14 protein-coding genes and 1 pseudogene are annotated in these 18,035 nt (G+C 72.6%); 4 read left to right on the top strand and 11 right to left on the bottom strand.

Annotated elements, in window-relative coordinates; translation table 11 throughout:
- Window positions 1–10 precede the first annotated feature (10 nt).
- From HCC30_RS21590 to HCC30_RS21575, 4 genes are all read right to left on the bottom strand, one after another.
- Window positions 11–1,495 carry an NAD(P)/FAD-dependent oxidoreductase gene (locus HCC30_RS21590; RefSeq protein ID WP_169444297.1) on the bottom strand — a complete coding sequence of 495 codons (1,485 nt, stop codon included), beginning with the start codon at window positions 1,493–1,495 and terminating at the stop codon, window positions 11–13.
- 234 nt (window positions 1,496–1,729) lie between these two features.
- On the bottom strand, window positions 1,730–2,428 hold the full coding sequence (locus tag HCC30_RS21585) for a TetR/AcrR family transcriptional regulator (RefSeq protein WP_169444296.1): 699 nt from the start codon (window positions 2,426–2,428) through the stop codon (window positions 1,730–1,732).
- A 43-nt stretch (window positions 2,429–2,471) separates the two neighbouring features.
- Window positions 2,472–3,143 carry a response regulator gene (locus tag HCC30_RS21580; RefSeq protein WP_169444295.1) on the bottom strand — a complete coding sequence of 224 codons (672 nt, stop codon included), beginning with the start codon at window positions 3,141–3,143 and terminating at the stop codon, window positions 2,472–2,474.
- Window positions 3,140–7,429: a HAMP domain-containing protein gene (locus tag HCC30_RS21575; RefSeq protein ID WP_169444294.1), complete on the bottom strand. Its 4,290-nt coding sequence runs from the start codon at window positions 7,427–7,429 to the stop codon at window positions 3,140–3,142. Before HCC30_RS21575 ends, HCC30_RS21580 begins: the two co-directional genes overlap by 4 nt.
- 87 nt (window positions 7,430–7,516) lie before the next feature.
- Here HCC30_RS21575 and HCC30_RS21570 point away from each other — a divergent pair, with 87 nt between their 5' ends.
- Window positions 7,517–9,388: an ATP-binding SpoIIE family protein phosphatase gene (locus HCC30_RS21570; RefSeq protein WP_346776741.1), complete on the top strand. Its 1,872-nt coding sequence runs from the start codon at window positions 7,517–7,519 to the stop codon at window positions 9,386–9,388.
- Between the two features lie 9 nt (window positions 9,389–9,397).
- Here the strand turns inward: HCC30_RS21570 and HCC30_RS21565 are convergent, their stop codons facing one another.
- The 4 genes from HCC30_RS21565 to HCC30_RS21550 all read right to left on the bottom strand — a co-directional run bounded on the left by HCC30_RS21565 (window position 9,398) and on the right by HCC30_RS21550 (window position 12,776).
- On the bottom strand, window positions 9,398–9,553 hold the full coding sequence (locus HCC30_RS21565) for a hypothetical protein (RefSeq protein WP_169444293.1): 156 nt from the start codon (window positions 9,551–9,553) through the stop codon (window positions 9,398–9,400).
- 131 nt (window positions 9,554–9,684) lie between these two features.
- Complete coding sequence (locus tag HCC30_RS21560; protein ID WP_169444292.1) at window positions 9,685–10,638, bottom strand: cytochrome c oxidase assembly protein; 954 nt, start codon at window positions 10,636–10,638, stop codon at window positions 9,685–9,687.
- A 140-nt stretch (window positions 10,639–10,778) separates the two neighbouring features.
- On the bottom strand, window positions 10,779–11,507 hold the full coding sequence (locus tag HCC30_RS21555) for a glutamine amidotransferase (RefSeq protein ID WP_169444291.1): 729 nt from the start codon (window positions 11,505–11,507) through the stop codon (window positions 10,779–10,781).
- A gap of 30 nt (window positions 11,508–11,537) precedes the next feature.
- Window positions 11,538–12,776 carry a MurT ligase domain-containing protein gene (locus HCC30_RS21550; protein ID WP_169444290.1) on the bottom strand — a complete coding sequence of 413 codons (1,239 nt, stop codon included), beginning with the start codon at window positions 12,774–12,776 and terminating at the stop codon, window positions 11,538–11,540.
- 107 nt (window positions 12,777–12,883) lie between these two features.
- Between HCC30_RS21550 and def the strand changes: the two genes are divergently transcribed.
- Window positions 12,884–13,447 (top strand): peptide deformylase, encoded by a 564-nt coding sequence (gene def, locus HCC30_RS21545; protein WP_169444289.1) that lies wholly within the window; start codon window positions 12,884–12,886, stop codon window positions 13,445–13,447.
- Window positions 13,448–13,470: 23 nt separating this feature from the next.
- Here the strand turns inward: def and HCC30_RS21540 are convergent, their stop codons facing one another.
- Window positions 13,471–14,115 (bottom strand): TetR family transcriptional regulator, encoded by a 645-nt coding sequence (locus tag HCC30_RS21540; RefSeq protein ID WP_169444288.1) that lies wholly within the window; start codon window positions 14,113–14,115, stop codon window positions 13,471–13,473.
- Between the two features lie 190 nt (window positions 14,116–14,305).
- Here HCC30_RS21540 and HCC30_RS21535 point away from each other — a divergent pair, with 190 nt between their 5' ends.
- Together HCC30_RS21535 and HCC30_RS21530 are read left to right on the top strand one after the other, a co-directional pair.
- Complete coding sequence (locus tag HCC30_RS21535) at window positions 14,306–15,538, top strand: acyl-CoA dehydrogenase family protein (RefSeq protein WP_169444287.1); 1,233 nt, start codon at window positions 14,306–14,308, stop codon at window positions 15,536–15,538.
- Window positions 15,539–15,657: 119 nt separating this feature from the next.
- A complete protein-coding gene (locus HCC30_RS21530; RefSeq protein ID WP_169444286.1) occupies window positions 15,658–16,458 on the top strand; it encodes a DUF427 domain-containing protein in 801 nt (266 codons plus the stop codon).
- Window positions 16,459–16,604: 146 nt separating this feature from the next.
- On the opposite strand, the gene HCC30_RS21525 is transcribed toward HCC30_RS21530, so the two are convergent.
- Window positions 16,605–17,066, bottom strand: coding sequence for a hypothetical protein (locus tag HCC30_RS21525; protein WP_169444285.1), 462 nt, complete (start codon window positions 17,064–17,066; stop codon window positions 16,605–16,607).
- A gap of 283 nt (window positions 17,067–17,349) precedes the next feature.
- A pseudogene (locus HCC30_RS21520) lies at window positions 17,350–18,035 on the bottom strand (hypothetical protein); the annotation flags it as partial.

Below are 18,035 nucleotides of genomic sequence, written 5' to 3'. Positions count from 1 at the left end.
CCGCCGTGGGTCACGGCGTCGTCCGCGGAGCGCTCGCGCCGTCGAAGCGGAGCGCCGGGTCCTCGATCGGGGAGCGCTCCAGGGCGCGTCGGTCGCGGTAGTAGTTGTTGAAGATCTTCCAGGGCGCTCGGGTGCCCTGCCGCGGCATCACCGCGTCCCCGCGCCGGATGTAACCCGAGGTCAGCGAGTCGCCCATGGCGGACTCGGCGGCCCGGTCCTGGGCCGTCGCGACGGCCGTGACCCGCGTGTGGCCCGTGCTGCGCATGTACGCGAGGAGGCGGCTGAACCAGTCGGCGGCGAGGTCGGCCTTGAGCGTCCAGGAGGCGTTGGTGTACCCGAGGATGATCGCCAGATTGGGGATGCCGTCGAGCAGCACGCCCCGGTAGACCACGTGGTCCCGGGTGGTCACCTTCCGCCCGTCGACCTCCAGTTCGGCGCCGCCCGCGATCTGCACCCGCAGCCCGGTCGCGGTGACGACGACGTCCGCCGGGATCTCCTCTCCCGAGGTGAGCCGGACGCCGGTCTCGGTGAAGGTCTCGACGGCGCCGGTCGCCACGGAGGCGCGGCCCTCGCGCAGCACCTTGAACAGGTCACCGCCCGGCACCACGCACAGCCGCTGGTCCCAGGGCTTGTACGACGGGGTGAAGTGCCGCATGTCGACCTTCCGCCCCACCTGCGCCCGCACCCCCGCCAGCAGCACCTTCCGCATCACCCCGGGCGCCGCCCGGCACGCGGCGTACAGCCCGCGCTGGAGCGCGATGTTCCGGGTCCGCCCGAACCGGTGGACCGGGCCCTCGGGCACGCCCGCCTTCCGCAGCAGGACCGACACCGGGTCGTGCTCGGGCAGCGTCATCACGTACCCGGGGGAGCGCTGGAGCATGGTGACGTGCGCGGCCTCGCCGGCCATCGCGGGCACCAGCGTGACGGCGGTGGCGCCGCTGCCGATGACGACCACGCGCTTGCCGCGGTGGTCCAGGTCCTCGGGCCAGTGCTGCGGGTGGACGACCGTCCCGCCGAAGCGCTCCTCGCCGGGGAACTCCGGCCGGTGGCCCCGGTCGTAGTCGTAGTAGCCGGTCGCGTTCACCAGGAAGTCGGCGGTGCGGATCTCGGTCTCGCCGGTGGCCTCGTCGACGGCCTCGACGGTCCACACCCCGGCCTCGCTGGACCAGCTCGCCCGCACGGCCCGGCGCCCGAAGCGGATGTGTCCGGTGACGCCGTACTCCTCGGCGGTCTCCCGCACGTAGCGGCGGATGCTCGGCCCGTCGGCGAGGGTCTTCGTCCCGCGCCAGGGGCGGAAGCGGTAGCCGAAGGTGTACATGTCGGAGTCCGAGCGGACGCCCGGGTAGCGGAACAGGTCCCAGGTGCCGCCGATCCGGGAGCGGCGCTCCAGGACGGTGTAGCTGGTGCCCGGGTTCTGCCGGGTCAGGTGACAGGCCGCGCCGATGCCCGACAGCCCCGCACCGAGGATCAACACGTCGACGTGCCGCTGCGTCATGTCCCGTCTCCCTTAGCTGCGTTGCGCGGTGCTGCCGGAGGTTCCCGTACCGACGGATTCCGGGCGGGCCGGTGGGTGTGTGTTACCCGAGGTAGCCCCAAGCTAACTGCGACAGCGTGTTTCAGATATCTGGGTGCAGTGTGGCGTACGTCATAGCGCCGCCCGGTCGCGGAACAGCGGGCACGCGTACGGGGGAGACGCCCAAGTCACCGGCGGGCACAGGAAGTTGGGAGGTCAGGCGCCCGGCAGGTCCGAGACCGGGTGGTCCGGGGAGAGCTCGACGCCCAGGCGCCGCAGGTTGCCGTCGAGCACCGCCCAGATCGAGCAGGTGAGGAACTCGGCGAGCTCCTCCGTGTCCGGCGCGCCGCCCGTCCTGCCCTTCCCGGAGAGCCAGTTGTTCACCGTGGCGTCCACGAAGCCGACCAGCCCGGAGGCGATCGACGGCGCCAGTCCGGCGTCCTTGCCGAAGGCACCCAGCAGCCCCGCGAACACGTCACCGGTCCGCACCGTGATCGCCGCCTTGGTGTCCGCGACGGCACGCGAACGGCCCGTCGGCCGCCCGGAACCCGCACCCAGGAAGGCGTGCAGCCGGGGATGCGCGGTGACCCAGCCGAGATAGGCGTCCACGGAGCGGCGGATCGACGAGATCACCGTGCCGTCCGGCTCCAGCGCGGGCGCGAGCTCCGCCATCAGGGAGCCCATCACGCGCTGCCGGATCAGCTCGTCGAGATCGGCGCGGTCCTTGAAGTGCCGGTACACCACCGAGCGCGGCAGTCCGATCCGCTCCGCGATCCGCTGCACCCCGACGTGCGGACCGTGCTCCTCCACGGCGGCCATGGCGGCGTCGAGGATCTCGGCCTGACGCCGGGCCTTGTGCGCGTTCCACCGCGTGGACCGCCCGTCCACCCCGGCCCGCTTCGCCGTCTCCGCCATCCCGCCACCCTAGCCGCGCCCGCCGAAGCGGCCGCACGGGGCGCTACTCGCCCGTGCCCAGGGCCCTCACGAGGCGTTCCATGTCGGCCAACCGGTCGGCCAGGCCCGGGGGTTCGTAGCCCTCCGCCTCCCGGAGCAGGTCCTTGATCTGGCCGAGCTTCTCCACGATCTCCGTGAGGCGTTCCTCGCCAGGAGGGGTGGCCGCCCGCGGCTCCGCCGGGGCCGCCTCCGCCGTCGTCCCGTCGTCCGCCGCCGGGCCCGTGATCAGCAGACGGCGCAACTGCTCGGCCTGCGCGGCGAGTTGCCGGTTCTTGCGGTGCAGCTCCAGGAAGACCGTGACCTTGGTGCGCAGCACCCACGGGTCGATGGGCTTGGCCAGGAAGTCGGCCACCCCCAGGGCGTAGCCCCGGTACGCGTAGTCGGTGTCGACGTCGGCGCCGGTGACCAGGATGACGGGCACGTCCTTGGTCTGGTCGAGGCGCTTGATGTTGCCGACGGTCTCGAACCCGTCCATGCCCGGCATCAGGACGTCGATCAGCGCCACGGCGAAGTCCTGCCGGAGCATGGCCTTCAGCGCCTCCTCGCCGGACCGCGCCGACACCACCCGCTGGCCCAGCGGCCCGAGCACGGCCTCCAGCGCCGCCAGGTTCTCCTCGGCGTCGTCGACGATGAGGATGCTGGAACCCCCCGAGGGGGAGGGCAGCGGCGTCGTCATCCGGACTCCTCCGTCCCGTCGTCGGCCTCTGTCCCGCCCGGGCCCCCGGCCGCGTCGTCCGGCTCCGTGCCGGGCGGGGGCGGGGTCCGGGCGCCGCTGTCGCGGGCGAGGAGGAGCTCGTAGATGGTGGCCAGCATCCGGTCCACGTTCACCGGCTTCGGGATGTACGCGTCGGCGCCGCTCTCGATCGCCTTCTCCCGGTCACCCGGCATGGCCTTCGCCGTCAGCGCGACGACGGGGACGCGGGAGAGCCGGGGGTTGTGCCGGATCGCCTGGATCGTCTGGTAGCCGTCCATGCCCGGCATCATGATGTCCATCAGGACCAGCGAGACCTCGGGGGAGCGGTCGAGCACCTCGAACCCCTCCCGCCCGTTCTCCGCGTACTTCACCGAGATCCCGACGCGGCCCAGCACATGGGTCAGCGCGAACACGTTCCGGATGTCGTCGTCGACGATCAGCACGTGACGGCCCGCCAGCACCTGCCCGGGCAGCCCGCTCAGCCACTGCCGCAGCCGCGTCGTCTCCGGCCAGGTGTCCTCGCCCCCGTCCTCCGCGCCGTACGGCCGCACCTCCACCCCGCTCCCGTACGCCTCGTACGTCCCGCGCGCCCCCTCCCACGTCTCCCGCACACCCGCGCCCCGGGGCTCCGGCTCCCCGGCGGCCCCGGACCGTTCGGCCGCCACGGCCTCGGGCTCCGGCGCGGACGCTTCCCGTACGGGCGGCTCCTCGCGCGGGCGCGGTTCCGGGGGCGGGAGCTCGGAGGGGACGCCGGCGGCGGGGGAGCGGTCGCCGCCGGTCAGCACGGAGGGGACGTACAGCGTGAAGCGCGAGCCGGCGCCCGGCTCGCTCTCCGCCTCGATCCGGCCGCCCAGCAGCCCGGCCAGGTTCCGGCTCACGGACAGCCCGAGCCCGGTACCGCCGTAGGTGCGGTTGGTGGCGCTCTCCGACTGCTGGAACGCCTCGAAGATGACGGACAGCTGCTCCGGCGGGATGCCGATGCCCTCGTCCGTCACGGCGAACGCCACCACGCACTCCGCCTCCCGCAGCGTCTCCTCCTCGAACCGCTCCGGCGACACCCGGTCGACCCGCAGCTCCACGCCCCCGGAGGAGGTGAACTTCACCGCGTTGGACAGCAGGTTGCGCAGGATCTGCTGGAGCCGCTGCTCGTCCGAGTGCAGCTGCCGGGGCACGTCGTCCGCGACGACGATGCGGAAGTCCAGGCCCCGGTCGACGGTCAGCGGCCGGAACGTCGAGTCCACGTAGTCGAGCAGCTTGCGCAGCGGCAGCTCGCGGGGGCGCACGTCCAGCCGCCCCGCCTCGACCTTCGACAGGTCCAGCACGTCGTTGATCAGCTGGAGCAGGTCGGCCCCGGAACGGTGGATGGTGGTGGCGAAGTCGACCTCCTGCTGCGACAGATGACCCTCGGGGTTGTCCGCGAGCAGCCGGGCCAGGATCAGCAGCGAGTTCAGCGGGGTGCGCAGCTCGTGCGACATGTTCGCCAGGAACTCCGACTTGTACTGCGAGGCCGTCGCCAGCAGCGCCGCCTTCTCCTCCAGCTCGGCATTGGAGCGCTGCAACTCCTCGGAGCGCTCCCGCAGTTGGGACGTCAGCCGCTGCGACTCGGACAGCAGCGACTCGGTACGGGCGTTCGCGATGATCGTGTTGATGGAGACGGCGAAGGTGTGCGCGAACTGGTCGGTGAACGTCAGCTGCATCTCGTTGAACCGGCTGAACGAGGCCACCTCGATCACACCCAGCGGCCGGTCCTCGAACAGCACCGGCAGGATCAGCACGTTCACCGCCGGCGCCGAACCCAGCCCTGACTCGACGGTGACGTAGTCGGGCGGCGCGTCCTCGATGAGGATGCGCCGCTTCTCCGTGACGGCCTGCGCGAGCAGCCCCCGCAGCGGACTGTCCGCGTCCCGCCCCTCGCCGTCCCGCCCCGCGGTGCCGTACCCGGCGATGAACTCCAGGCCCCCGGCCACCCCTTCGCCCCCGGACGCCGCCCCGGCGCCGTCCGTCAGGAAGAACGCCCCGGCCTGCGCGTTCAGCAGCGGCGCCAGTTCCCGCAGGATCAGGTCCGCCACCTCCACCAGATTCCGGTGGCCCTGCATGAGGTCCGCGATCCGGGACAGGTTCGACTCCAGCCAGTCCTTGGTACGGGTCGTCTCCCGCAGGTTGGAGACCATCAGGTTGACGTTGTTCTTCAGCGCGGCGACCTCGCCCTTCGCCTCCACCGTGATCGCGCGGGACATGTCGCCCTGGGTCACCGCGCTGGCGACCTCGGCGATCGCCCTGACCTGCGTGGTGAGGTTCAGCGCGAGCTCGTTGACGCTGGTCGTGAGCTGCTTCCAGGTCCCGTACACGCCCTCGACCCTGGCCTGCCCGCCCAGTTGGCCCTCGCTGCCCACCTCCCGCGCGACCCGGGTGACCTCGGAGGAGAACGAGGAGAGCGTGTCCACCATCGTGTTGACGGTGGTCTTCAGCTCCAGGATCTCGCCGCGCGCGTCGACGTCGATCTTCTTGGACAGATCGCCGTTCGCGACCGCCGTCGCCACCTGCGCGATGTTGCGGACCTGCGAAGTGAGGTTCGACGCCATGAAGTTGACGTTGTCCGTGAGGTCCTTCCACACCCCCGAGGCGCCCTGCACCACGGCCCGCCCGCCGAGGTTTCCGTCGGTGCCGACTTCGCGGGCGACGCGGGTGACTTCGTCGGCGAATGCGCGGAGTTGCTGGACCATGCTGTTGACGGTGGTTTTGAGTTCGAGGATTTCGCCGCGTGCGTCGACGTCGATTTTTTTGGAGAGGTCGCCGTGTGCGACGGCGGTGGTGACGTGGGCGATGTTGCGGACCTGTGAGGTGAGGTTGGAGGCCATGAAGTTGACGTTGTCCGTGAGGTCCTTCCACACCCCCGAGGCGTCGGTGACGCGGGCCTGTCCGCCGAGGTTTCCGTCGGTGCCGACTTCGCGGGCGACGCGGGTGACTTCGTCGGCGAATGCGCGGAGTTGCTGGACCATGCTGTTGACGGTGGTTTTGAGTTCGAGGATTTCGCCGCGTGCGTCGACGTCGATTTTTTTGGAGAGGTCGCCGTGTGCGACGGCGGTGGTGACGTGGGCGATGTTGCGGACCTGTGAGGTGAGGTTCGACGCCATGAAGTTCACGTTGTCCGTGAGGTCCTTCCAGACTCCCGAGACATCCGTGACGCGCGCCTGCCCGCCGAGCGTTCCTTCGGTCCCGACCTCCCGCGCGACCCGGGTCACCTCGTCCGCGAAACCCGAGAGCTGATCCACCATCGTGTTCAGCGTCGTCTTCAGCTGAAGGATCTCGCCCTTCGCGTCCACGGTGATCTTCTGGCTCAGATCGCCCCGCGCCACCGCCGTCGCCACCTGCGCGATGCTCCGCACCTGCGAGGTCAGATTCAGCGCCATCGAATTGACGTTGTCCGTGAGGTCCTTCCACACCCCCGACGCCTCCGCCACATGCGCCTGACCACCGAGGTTGCCGTCCGTCCCGACCTCCCGCGCGACCCGGGTGACCTCCTCGGTGAACGCCGACAGCCGGTCCACCAGCGTGTTCACCGTCAGCTTCAGATCGAGCAGCTCGCCCGACGCCTCGACGGTCACCTTCCGGGTCAGATCGCCGCGCGCCACCGCCGTCGTCACCGCCGCGATGTCCCGCACCTGGCGCGTGAGTTGGTCCGCCATCGCGTTGACCGCGTCCGTCACCTCCCGCCACGCACCCGACAGCCCCCGTGAGACCGCACGCCCGTCCAGCCGCCCCGCCGTACCGAGCTCGTGCGCGACCCGCGTGACCTCGCCGGTGAACGCCGACAGCTGGTCGGCCACCCGGTTCACGCTCAGCCCCAGCCGCCGCAGCTCCCCGCGCGGCCGGGACCGCCCGCGCGGCGGGTCCACCCGCTGCCCCAGGTCCCCGCCCGCCAGCGCCTCCAGCACCCCCGTCGCCCGGGTGACGGGCTCGGCCAGCGCGCCGACCAGCTCGTTCGCGTCCTCCACCGCGCCCGCCCAGGCCCCGGCCCCGGGGCTCGGCGCCAGCCGCTCCTCCAGCCGGCCCCGGTCCGCCACGGCACGGCGTACGCGTCCGAGCTCGCCGGAGAGATGCGCGTTCCGCGAGGCCACCTCGTTGAGGACCTCGGCCAGCTCACCGAGGACGCCGTCCTGCCCGGTGTCGGCCCGGACGGTGAAGTCCCCGTCGCGCAGCGCCCTCAACGCCCCCAGCAGGGGGCGGAGATCGGCCGTGCGCACCGGCCGCCCGTCCGCGTCACCCATGGCGCCGCCCTCATTCCCGGCCTCCACGCTGAATCCGGCCGTATCCTACTTTAGTAGGTTTCGTTCCCCTCCGACGTGGGAGTTCCCGTGCGCAGACCCACCCCGGCCCCGGGCAGCCCCGGGGCGCGGACCGGTTTGCCCGCGAGCCGGTCCGCACCGTCGCGGGCCCGCTCCTTCGTGCGTGCCGTCATCGCCGACCGGACCGCGGGAACGCCCGCGGCCGGACCCGGCGCGGAGCGGCTGGCCGACAGCGCGGCCCTGCTCGTCAGCGAGATCGTCACCAACGCCCTGATGCACGCCGGCACCGGCATCGACGTCCGCTGCACCGTCACCACCGCCCCCGGCGGACCGGAACCGGAACCGGAACCCGCACCGGAAGTCTCCGACGAGCCGGACACCGCCGGAGCCCTCGCCGAGGTGTGGGTCGAGGTCGTCGACGAGCAGCCCTCCGGACGCGTCCCCGGGCCCTCCGGGCTGCGCCGCGCCGGCCGCGGCTTCGGCCTGCACCTCGTCGGCGCCCTCGCCGACTCGTGGGGCGTGACCTACCGGCGCACCCAGAAGTCCGTCTGGTTCCGCCTCCTCCTCACCCCCGCGACGGCCGGGGCCGCCGAGCCCGCCGCACCCGCCGGCTCGCTGCCCGAACCGCTGCACCGGGAACTCGAAGCGGAAGGCATCGTCGGCCCCGGAACGGGCCCCGCCCCGCACCGCGGAGCGGAACGCGAACCCCGCGGCGACACCTTCCTCGCCGAGGCCGGCGAACTCCTCTCCGGCCAGCTCGACGAGGACATGGTCGCCGCCCTCGCGGGCCAGCTCCTCGTCCCGCGCCTCGCCGACTGGTGCGGCGTATGGCTCAGCACCGCCGCCGGAGGCATGCGCCTCTCCCGCGTCTGGCACACCGACGAACACTGCGTCGAGGCCCTGCGCCGCGCCCTGGAACCCGACGCCCCCTCGCCGGGGCTCCGCACCGCCGGCACCCCCTGGCCCTGGCCCGGCGACGCCGGGGGCGGCGAGAGCGGCGCCGCGCTGGCGTTCTCGCTGGTCGCGGGCGGCGCCTGCCAGGGCGCGCTGGTCCTCGGCCGCGCCGGACCGGCCGAGGTCACCGGGTCGGCCGCGCGCATGATCGAGGACGTGGCACGCAGGGTCGCGCAGTCCGTCCTCACCGCGCGCCAGTACACCCATCAGGCCGGCATCAGCAGCGTCCTCCAGCGCAGACAGCTGCCGTCCTCGCTGGCCAGCCTGCCCGGCGTCGAGTCGGCCATCGTGTACGAGCCGCACGGCAGGGGCCAGACCGTCGGCGGCGACTTCTACGACCTCTTCCCCCTGCGCGACGGCCGCTGGAGCTTCCTCCTCGGCGACGTGCAGGGCAAGGACGCCGAGGCCATGTCCGTCACCGGCCTGACCCGGCAGATGATCCGCCTCCTCGCCCGCGACGGCCACGGCGTCGCCTCCGTCCTGGGCAAGCTGAACGCCGTCATGACCGAGGAGGGCGAGGAGGCCGTCGCTGTCGGCGGCGAGGACGCCAGCCCCCGCTTCCTGAGCCTCGTCTACGGCGAACTCGTCCCCGACCCCGAGGCGGGCGGCGCCCACTGCACCCTCGCCAGCGCCGGACACCCGCCACCACTGCGGCTGGCCCCCGACGGCCGCGTCACCCCCGTCACCGCGGCACAGCTGCTGCTCGGCATCGACGAGACCACCCGCTTCACCGCCGACGCCTTCGACCTCGCCCCCGGCGAGACGCTGCTCTGCGTCACCGACGGCGTCACCGAACGCCGCTCCGGCACCCGGCAGTTGGACGACGACGACGGCCTCGCGGCGATCCTCGCCGAGTGCGCGGGCATGGGCGCGATGGCCGTCGCCGAGTGGGTGCGCCAGGCCGCGCACGACTTCGGCCCCGAGCCGGTCGAGGACGACCTCGCCGTCCTCGCCCTGCACGCGGTCCCCAGGACCCCGCGCCACTGACGGCAACGGTCAGTCGCGCGCCGTGACGACCCCCAGCGTCACCAGGCCCAGCACGATCCAGGCGAACCACAGCCAGCCGCTGCCGCCGACCGCCACCGTGTAGCCCGTCGCCACGACCAGCCCGGCCACCGTGGCCACGCTCAGCGTCTTCGCCGCTCCAGCCATCGTCACCCTCCTCCCGGACGGGACGGCCCCGGTCCTCCACGACGCGAAGGAGCCGCAGCCAGGTCACCATCGTGACCCCGCTGCGGCTCCCTCGGCCATCCGGGTGGCCGGCCCCGTCCCGTCCCCGCGGGTCAGCGCCCGCCGCGGGCCTGCAAGGACGCCAGGTAGGCGTTGTACGCGGCCAGCTCCTGGTCCCCGTCCCGCTCGGCCCTGCGGTCCTGCCGCCGCGACTGCCGCTGGTCCGAGACGTACCACTGGAAGACCAGCGCGATCAGCACGACCACGGACGGGATCTCGCTGAACGCCCAGGCGATGCCGCCCGCCGCCGTCTGGTCCGAGAGCGCGTCCACACCCAGCGAGGCGGGCGGGTTCGCGTACGTGTCGACCATCGGCTGCGAGGCCATCATCAGCGCGATGCCGAAGAACGCGTGGAACGGCATGCCCGCGAAGAGCTCCAGCATCCGCATCACGTAGCCCGGGCGGTGCGGCCCCGGGTCGACGCCCATGATCGGCCAGAAGAAGACCAGACCCGTCGCCAGGAAGTGCACCATCATCGCGATGTGCCCGGCCTGCGAGCGCATCAGCAGGTCGAAGAGCGGCGTGAAGTAGAGCGCGTAGAGGCTCGCGATGAACAGCGGGATGGTGAACGCCGGATGCGAGATCACCCGCATGTAGCGGCTGTGCAGCAGCGCCACCAGCAGCTCGCGCGGCCCCTTGCGGCCCCGCCCGGCGGCGGGCAGCGCCCGCAGCGTCAGCGTCACCGGGGCGCCGAGCAGCAGCAGGATCGGCGACAGCATGCTGATCACCATGTGCTGCACCATGTGGACGCTGAAGAGCACCATCCCGTACTCGTTCAGCGCCGTGCACATCACCAGCGCCACCGTCAGGACGCCGATCACCCACGACACCGTCCGCCCCACCGGCCACGGGTCACCGCGCCGCCGCAGCCGGACCACGCCCCAGGCGTACAGTCCCAGCCCCAGCAGGCAGGCGACCAGGAAGAACAGGTCGCCCGTGAACTCCAGCCCGCGTGCCAGCGTGAACGGCGGAAGGTCCATGTTCATGCCGTGTCCGCCGTGATCCATCCCTGCACTCCCGCTTCGCGCCGATCTGCCCGGACCAGCGTAGAACCGCCCCCGCAACGCGCTGCGTCGGGGGGCGGTTTACCCGCCGCCACCCGTCCCGGGCGGACGGGGACGGCGGCGGGGCGAGGCGGACGCTCAGGTCACGCGGGCGCGGTCGCCGCGGCGATCCGCTCCTGGCGCAGCGCCTCGTACCAGCGGTCGTTCGTCGGCGGCAGCGCGTTCACGTCGAGCGCCAGCTTGATCAGGTGGTCCGCGATCAGCGGGTTCCGCGCCAGCACCGGGCCGTGCATGTACGTGCCGAACACGGTGTCGTGCCAGGCGCCCTCGGTGCCGTCCCCGGTGCCGTTGCCCTGGCCGAAGTGGACCCGCGCGAACGGCCGTGCCTCCGGCCCGAGATGGGTCACGCCCTGGTGGTTCTCGAAGCCCGTCAGCTGCGGCAGCCCCAGCGAGCTGTCGATGTCCGCGAGGACGTCACCGACGCACCGCTCGGCCTCGCCGCGGGTGCTGACGACGTCGAGCAGCCCCAGACCCTCCTGGCGCTCACCCAGGTCGTTCACGAACTCCTTGCCGATGATCTGGTACCCGGCGCAGACGGAGAACACGATCGCGCCGTTGTCCACCGCACGGTTCAGGCCGCCGTCGCGGATCAGCCGCTCGGCCGCCAGCCGCTGCGGCCGGTCCTCGCCGCCACCGATCAGGTAGATGTCGCCGGACGTCGGGATCGGCTGGTCCGAGCGGACGTCCACCCGCTGCACCCCCAGGCCGCGCTGCTGCGCGCGGCGCTCCACCAGGAGCACGTTGCCCTGGTCGCCGTACGTGCTGAGCAGGTCGGGGTAGACCCACACCACGCGCAGGCTGTTGTCACTCATGCTGGCCAACTCCTTGAGCGGGTCGATGGATCAGTTGCCGACGACGCGGCGCAGGTCCTGGAAGGCGGTGTAGTTCGCGATCGCCTCGATGCGCCCGGGCGGGCAGGCGTCCACGGCCTCCTGCGCGCTGTCGAACACCTCGAACTCGACGCCCGCGACCTCCAGCCGCACTGCGAGGTCCAGCTTGCGGTCACCGACCACGCAGATCGGGTGCCCGGCCAGCCGCGAGTAGTCGACGTCCCACAGCCACGAGGTGTCCGTGCCGTCCGCGCCCCGCGCGTTCACCGAGAGGATCACCGGCGCCGGCGGCGCGTCGATCAGCGAGAACGTCTCCAGCCAGCCGGCCGGGTTCTTCGCCAGCAGCAGCCGGATGTCGCGCTCGCGGTAGGTCACCACGTCGTACCGGCCCGCGACCGCGGTCACCGAGTACATCCGCTCCAGCGCCGTCTGCGGCGGCACGCCGAAGGCGGCGGCGACGGCGGCGGACGTGGCGGCGTTCGCCTTGTTCGCGCGGCCGGGCAGCTGGAGCTGGATGGGCCAGGCCGAACCGTGCGGGTCCAGCACGTAGTTGCCCGACAGCGCCCAGCTCGGCATCGGCCGGCGGAAGCCGCACTCGGCGCAGAACCAGTCGTCGCCGGGACGCTGCAGCACACCGCCGCACGCCGGGCAGGACCAGGCGTCGTCCTTCCACTCCTGGCCCGCGGCGACCCACACCACGTTCGCCGACGAGGAGGCCGCCCACACCACCAGCGGGTCGTCCGCGTTGGCGATGATCACGGCCTTCTGGCCCGACAGCCCCTCGCGCCACCGCTCGGCCAGCATCCGCGTCTCGGCGGCGCGGTCGAGCTGGTCGCGGGAGAGGTTGAGCAGCGCGATCGCCTTCGGCGTCACGTCCTTGGCGACGCCCGCGAGGTACTTCTCGTCCACCTCGATCACGCCGTACCGGGCCGTCGAGCCCCCGGCCAGCGCCGAGGTGATGCCTGCGGGCATGTTCGCGCCCAGCGCGTTCGACACCACTTCGCCGTTGGCGCGCAGCGCCTCGGCGATCAGCCGGGTCGTCGTCGTCTTGCCGTTGGTGGCCGACACCAGGACCACGTCCAGGTGATTCGCGACTTGCGCCAGCAGGTCGGGGTCCAGCCTCAGCGCGACCTTGCCGCCGATCACCGATCCGCTGCCGCGGCCGGCGGCCCGCGACACCGCGGCCGCGGCCCTGCCGGCCGTCACGGCCAGCCGCGCACGCGGCGACAGCGGCTCCGTGTTACCTGCCATGGTCCTTGATCCTCCTTGCCCCTCGGTCGGGGAGAAGCCTACCGAGGCCGCGCTCCGTCCCCGTACCGCGGCACCAGGCAAGATCACCGCCCCGTACCCTTGCCCTCATGCAACGCGGCAGCATCCCCGGCGGTTCCGGCTCCGTACGTCCCCTGCGACTGTACGGCGATCCCGGGCTGCACAGCCCGTCCCGCGAGGCCGCCGAGGAACCGCTCGCCGCGCTCGTGGAGGACATGTTCGCCACGATGTACGCGCACCACGGGGTCGGTCTCGCCGCACCGCAGATCGGTGTGCCGCTGCGGCTGTTCGTGTACGACTGCCCCGACGACGAGGACCGCCGTCACCTGGGACATGTTCTCAACCCTCGGCTGACCTCGACCGGCGGGGTCACCGTGCGCGGCCCCGAGGGCTGCCTGTCCCTCCCGGGCCTGGAGGCCGCCACCGCACGGCACGACCTCGCGGTGGTCGAGGGGCACCGGGTGGACGGGACGCCGGTACGCGTCGAGGGCACCGGGTACTTCGCCCGCTGCCTCCAGCACGAGGTGGACCACCTCGACGGCCTGCTCTACACCGACCGCACCACCCGGGGGCGCCGCCGCCGCGTCCTGCGCGCGGCCCGTCGCGCGCACTGGGCGGGCGCGACGGAACTCCCGCCGGGCGCCTGGGCGTAGCGGCCCCGCCCGGGGCCGCGGGATCAGAAGCCGGGGCCGCCCGCGCGGTTCCCGGCGCCGGCCAGCCGGCCCCACAGCAGGTCCGTGAGGTGCGAGACCAACTGGGCGCGGGGGCAGGGCTGTTCGCGCAGCCACCAGTCGCCGGCGGCGTACATCATCCCGACGATGCCGTGTCCCCAGACGCGGGCGAGCTCGTCGCCGCCGGGGCCGAGGTCGACGCGTTCGGCGATGACCTTCGCCAGCTCCTCGCCGAGCCGCCGCAGCAGCGGCGCCGAGTGCCGTCCGACGTCGAAGCCGCGCTCGCTGCCGGAGTCGGCCTCCGAGGGGTGCATCAGGAAGCGGTACACCTGCGGCCGCGCCTCGATGATCGCCAGGTAGGTGTCGAGCGTGGCCTCGACGCGGGCCCGCCGCTCGGTGGGCGCGTCGAGCGCGGCACGCAGCGAGTCGAGCAGGGCGTCGGTGTGGCGTACGGCGAGGGCGCGGTACAGACCCTCCTTGTCGCCGAAGTGCCGGTAGAGGATCGGTTTGGTGATCCCGGCCTCGGCGGCGATGGCGTTCATGGACGCTCCGGGGCCCTCGCGGAGCACCACGCGGTCGGCGGCCTCCAGGAGTTCACCGCGCCGGCGTTCGGCAGTGTTCAGGTGGTCGTCCTGCTGCATGGTCCCCATGGTCTGTGCTCGTCCTCGCCCCACGTCGTCCCGCCCCGTTTGTTCAGCGCTTCCCCCGCGAAAACCTAACACCGCATGCCGGGAGGGGGTGTGCCCGCCCGGGAGTTGACATCTCTTACTGGCGAGTAACAGACTGCTGCCATTCAGGGATTACCTGCGGTAATAGCAGTCTCGAAGGGATGTCGCCACCATGGCCGACCCGGCGTTCGCGCTCGATCTGAATGACGACCAGAAGGAAGTCCGTGACTGGATTCACGGCTTCGCCGCCGACGTGATCCGCCCGGCCGCGGCCGAGTGGGACGAGCGCGAGGAAACCCCCTGGCCGATCATCCAGGAGGCCGCCAAGATCGGCCTGTACTCCCTGGACTTCTACGCCCAGCAGTTCTTCGACCCGACCGGCCTCGGCATCGCCATGACGATGGAGGAACTCTTCTGGGGCGACGCCGGAATCGGCCTCTCCATCGTGGGCACCGGACTCGCCGCCGTCGGCGTCCTCGCCAACGGCACCGAGGAGCAGATAGGCACCTGGGTCCCGCAGATGTACGGCGACGCCGACGACGTGAAGGTCGCCGCCTTCTGCTCCTCCGAGCCCGACGCCGGCTCCGACGTCGCCGCCATGCGCACCCGCGCCGTCTACGACGAGGCCAAGGACGAGTGGGTCCTCAACGGAACCAAGACCTGGGCGACCAACGGCGGCATCGCCAACGTCCACGTCGTCGTCGCCGTCGTCGACCCCGAGCTCGGCTCGAAGGGGCACGCCTCCTTCATCGTCCCGCCGAACACCCCGGGACTGTCCCAGGGGCAGAAGTTCAAGAAGCACGGCATCCGCGCCTCGCACACCGCCGAGGTCGTCCTCGAGGACGTCCGCATCCCCGGCCACTGCCTGCTCGGCGGCAAGGAGAAGCTCGACGAGCGCCTCGCCCGCGCCCGCGAGCGCGCCAAGAAGGGCGGCGAGCGCGTGAAGAACGCCGCCATGGCCACCTTCGAGGCGTCCCGCCCCGCCGTCGGCGCCCAGGCCGTGGGCATCGCCCGGGCCGCGTACGAGGTCGCCCTGGAGTACGCCAAGACCCGCATCCAGTTCGGCCGCCCGATCATCGACAACCAGGGCGTCGCCTTCCAGCTCGCCGACATGCGGACCAAGATCGACGCGGCCCGGCTGCTGGTGTGGCGCGCCTCCTGGATGGGCGCGGCCGGCAAGCCCTTCGAGTCGGCCGAGGGCTCCATGTCGAAGCTCTTCGCCGCCGAGACCGCCAAGACCGTCACCGCACAGGCCATGCAGATCCTCGGCGGCAACGGCTACACCCGCGAGTACCCCGTCGAGCGGATGCACCGCGACGCCGCGATCTACAGCATCTTCGAGGGCACCAGCGAGATCCAGCGCCTGGTCATCGCCCGCACCGTCTCGGGCACCCAGATCCGCTGACGGCCCCCGGCCGACGGGCCCCGCTCCGCCCCGGCGGAGCGGGGCCCGTTTCCGCTGCCCCGGGCCACCGCGCGACGCACACTGGAGAACCCGGACCGACCGCCACTCCAGGAGACGTCATGACCCTCACCCTCGGAGGCGGCCCGCTCTCGACGCAGCCGCCCGAGACCGCCAACTACCGCATCGAGGCCCCCGCGCACCGGCTCCTGTGGCAGCCCTTCCCCCGCCGCGTACGGGCGCTCTTCGCCGGCCGCACCGTGGTCGACACCACCGAGGCGAAGCTTCTGCACGAGAGCAACCTGCTGCCCCAGCTGTACATCCCCGACACCGACGTCAACGACCGGGTGCTGGAGGCCACCGAGCACCGAACGCACTGCCCGTTCAAGGGAGATGCGCGGTACGCCACCGTCCGCGTCGGCGACCGCGCCGCCGAGAACGCCCTGTGGAGCTACCCCGAGCCCGTTCCCGGGGCGGAGTGGCTCACCGGGCACTCGGCGCTCTACTGGAGCTCGATGGACGCCTGGTTCGACGAGGACGAGGAGGTCCAGGGCCACATCCGCGACCCGTACCACCGCGTCGACGTCCGGCGCACCAGCCGCCACGTTCGCGTCACGGCGGGGGAGACCACCGTCGCCGACACCCGCCGCGCCCTGCTGCTCTCCGAGACCGGGCTCCCCAACCGCTTCTACGTCCCGCTCACCGATGTGCGCCCCGGACTGCTGCTCCCCAGCGCCACCCACACCGTCTGCCCCTACAAGGGCCGGGCCTCCTACGGGAACCTCCGGGCGGGCGGGAACGTGCTGGACGACGCAGCCTGGTGGTACCCCAGCCCGCTGGAGGAGGCCGTCGCGACCGCCGGACACGTCTGCTTCCTCGCCGACGGCGTCACCACCTACGTCGACGGCGCGCCCCTGGAATGACGAAGCCGCCCCGGCCCTGTGCGGGCCGGGGCGGCGGAGCGGCCCGGCGGGAGCGGGCCGGGCCGGGAGACGCGTGAGCCCGGGAGCAGGACGCCTCAACCGTCCCGCTCCCGGGCTCACCGCCTCCTGGGAGGACGCGCGGGTGGTCAGCCCACGGCGTTCTGCGACTCGGGGCTCTTCGACAGCGACGAGGGGTACTTGTCCTTGCACAGCATCACGTGGCCGTGGTTGTCGACGTACCGGGCCGTGACCCAGCGCTCCGGGGCGCCCCGCAGCTTGTACCAGATCGTGTTGCCGCCGATGTTCTGTGCGTTGACCTTGCAGTCCAGGCCGCGGTGCTGGCCCTTCTTGAGCAGGCCCTTCGCGGTGGAGTCGGTGCTCGGGTACTGGCGGACGTTCAGCGCGCTGGCGATGACCGTGCCGTACGGCTTGGCCGGGACCAGGTTGGCCTGCGACTGCTGCTCGGTGGTCTGCTGCCGGTCGGCCTGCTGACCGGGCTGGGCCGGCAGGATGTCGGCCTGCACCGAGCTTGCGCCCAGCAGGGAGCCGCCGAGCAGGAGGGCGGTGGAGGCGGCGAGAACAGGGATGCGACGAGAGAGGCGAGACACGACTCTCGGCTCCTTTCTGTGGATGCATCGGGTGAGACCGCGACAGAGGGAACGCCTGGGAGTGGTCACCCGGATTCGGTGAAATGTGGCATTTGTGATGCCGAGTCGAGATTAGCGGGCTGACGCCCCGTCAGTGCCCATGCCGTCGGACCGGCGTGGCGTGCCCGGGCCTTGGGGTGCCGCGCCGGTTGCGGAGGGTGCGGGAAAGGCGGCGGGGGCCGGTGCGTCGCCGCACCGGCCCCCGGCCGTCCTGCTGTTGGGAATCCCCGGGCCTCCCGGTCCGTCAGCCGCCGGTGGTCTCCTGCGGGCGGCCGCCGTCGAGCGAGGCCATGCGCAGCCGCACGTCCTCCAGCGCGCCGGGGCGTGCGCCCGGAGCGCGCTCGCGCAGGCCCACCAGCGCGGCGCCCAGCTCGCGGGCCGCCGGGACCTCCGTGACCTGGTGCCAGCAGTGGTGCGCCCGGTCCACGGCGCCGGAGACCTCCGGGGACGCGGGGTCCTGCCCGGACTGCAGGCGCGAGGAGGCGGCGTACAGCCAGAGCCGGCAGGACAGCGCCGAGTCGCCTGCTCTGCGGGCGAGTTCGGCCCGGACCTCCAGCCAGTGGACGGCGTCGGGCGAGGTCGGGCCGCCCGCGCGCAGGGCTTCCTGCTCCCAGGTGACGGCCATCGCGTTGGCCTCCCCGTGCCGCCCCTCGTCGGCCGCGCTGAAGACGGCGGTACGGCGTACCGTCCGCTCCTCGGGCGGCTCGGGCGGGGACTGCGGCGGCGGGGGAGCGGGCGGCGTCTTGGCGAACGACACGGGCTGCGGCGCGGGCTGTTGCCGCGGCGCTTCCTGGGGCGTCTTCGCGAAGGACACCGGCTGCGGCGGCGGGGCCTGCGGCTGCGGCGGGGTTTGCGGCGCGGGCTCCGTGGGCGGCGCGGGCCGTGGCGCGGGCTCGGCGGGCGGCACGGGTTGCGGTGCGGCGGGCGGGG

The sequence above is a fragment of the Streptomyces sp. HNM0574 genome, from assembly GCF_012726235.1.
Classification (GTDB): domain Bacteria; phylum Actinomycetota; class Actinomycetes; order Streptomycetales; family Streptomycetaceae; genus Streptomyces.
The sequence above is the reverse complement of the archived record's forward strand: the minus strand, read 5'-3'. Positions and strand labels throughout refer to the sequence as shown.

Coding starts and splice junctions, on each gene's coding strand:
- HCC30_RS21590 (WP_169444297.1), bottom strand. CDS start 1,495: ATGACGCAGCGGCACGTCGACGTGTTGATCCTCGGTGCGGGGCTGTCG.
- HCC30_RS21585 (WP_169444296.1), bottom strand. CDS start 2,428: ATGGCGGAGACGGCGAAGCGGGCCGGGGTGGACGGGCGGTCCACGCGG.
- HCC30_RS21580 (WP_169444295.1), bottom strand. CDS start 3,143: ATGACGACGCCGCTGCCCTCCCCCTCGGGGGGTTCCAGCATCCTCATC.
- HCC30_RS21575 (WP_169444294.1), bottom strand. CDS start 7,429: ATGGGTGACGCGGACGGGCGGCCGGTGCGCACGGCCGATCTCCGCCCC.
- HCC30_RS21565 (WP_169444293.1), bottom strand. CDS start 9,553: ATGGCTGGAGCGGCGAAGACGCTGAGCGTGGCCACGGTGGCCGGGCTG.
- HCC30_RS21560 (WP_169444292.1), bottom strand. CDS start 10,638: ATGGATCACGGCGGACACGGCATGAACATGGACCTTCCGCCGTTCACG.
- HCC30_RS21555 (WP_169444291.1), bottom strand. CDS start 11,507: ATGAGTGACAACAGCCTGCGCGTGGTGTGGGTCTACCCCGACCTGCTC.
- HCC30_RS21550 (WP_169444290.1), bottom strand. CDS start 12,776: ATGGCAGGTAACACGGAGCCGCTGTCGCCGCGTGCGCGGCTGGCCGTG.
- def (WP_169444289.1), top strand. CDS start 12,884: ATGCAACGCGGCAGCATCCCCGGCGGTTCCGGCTCCGTACGTCCCCTG.
- HCC30_RS21540 (WP_169444288.1), bottom strand. CDS start 14,115: ATGGGGACCATGCAGCAGGACGACCACCTGAACACTGCCGAACGCCGG.
- HCC30_RS21535 (WP_169444287.1), top strand. CDS start 14,306: ATGGCCGACCCGGCGTTCGCGCTCGATCTGAATGACGACCAGAAGGAA.
- HCC30_RS21530 (WP_169444286.1), top strand. CDS start 15,658: ATGACCCTCACCCTCGGAGGCGGCCCGCTCTCGACGCAGCCGCCCGAG.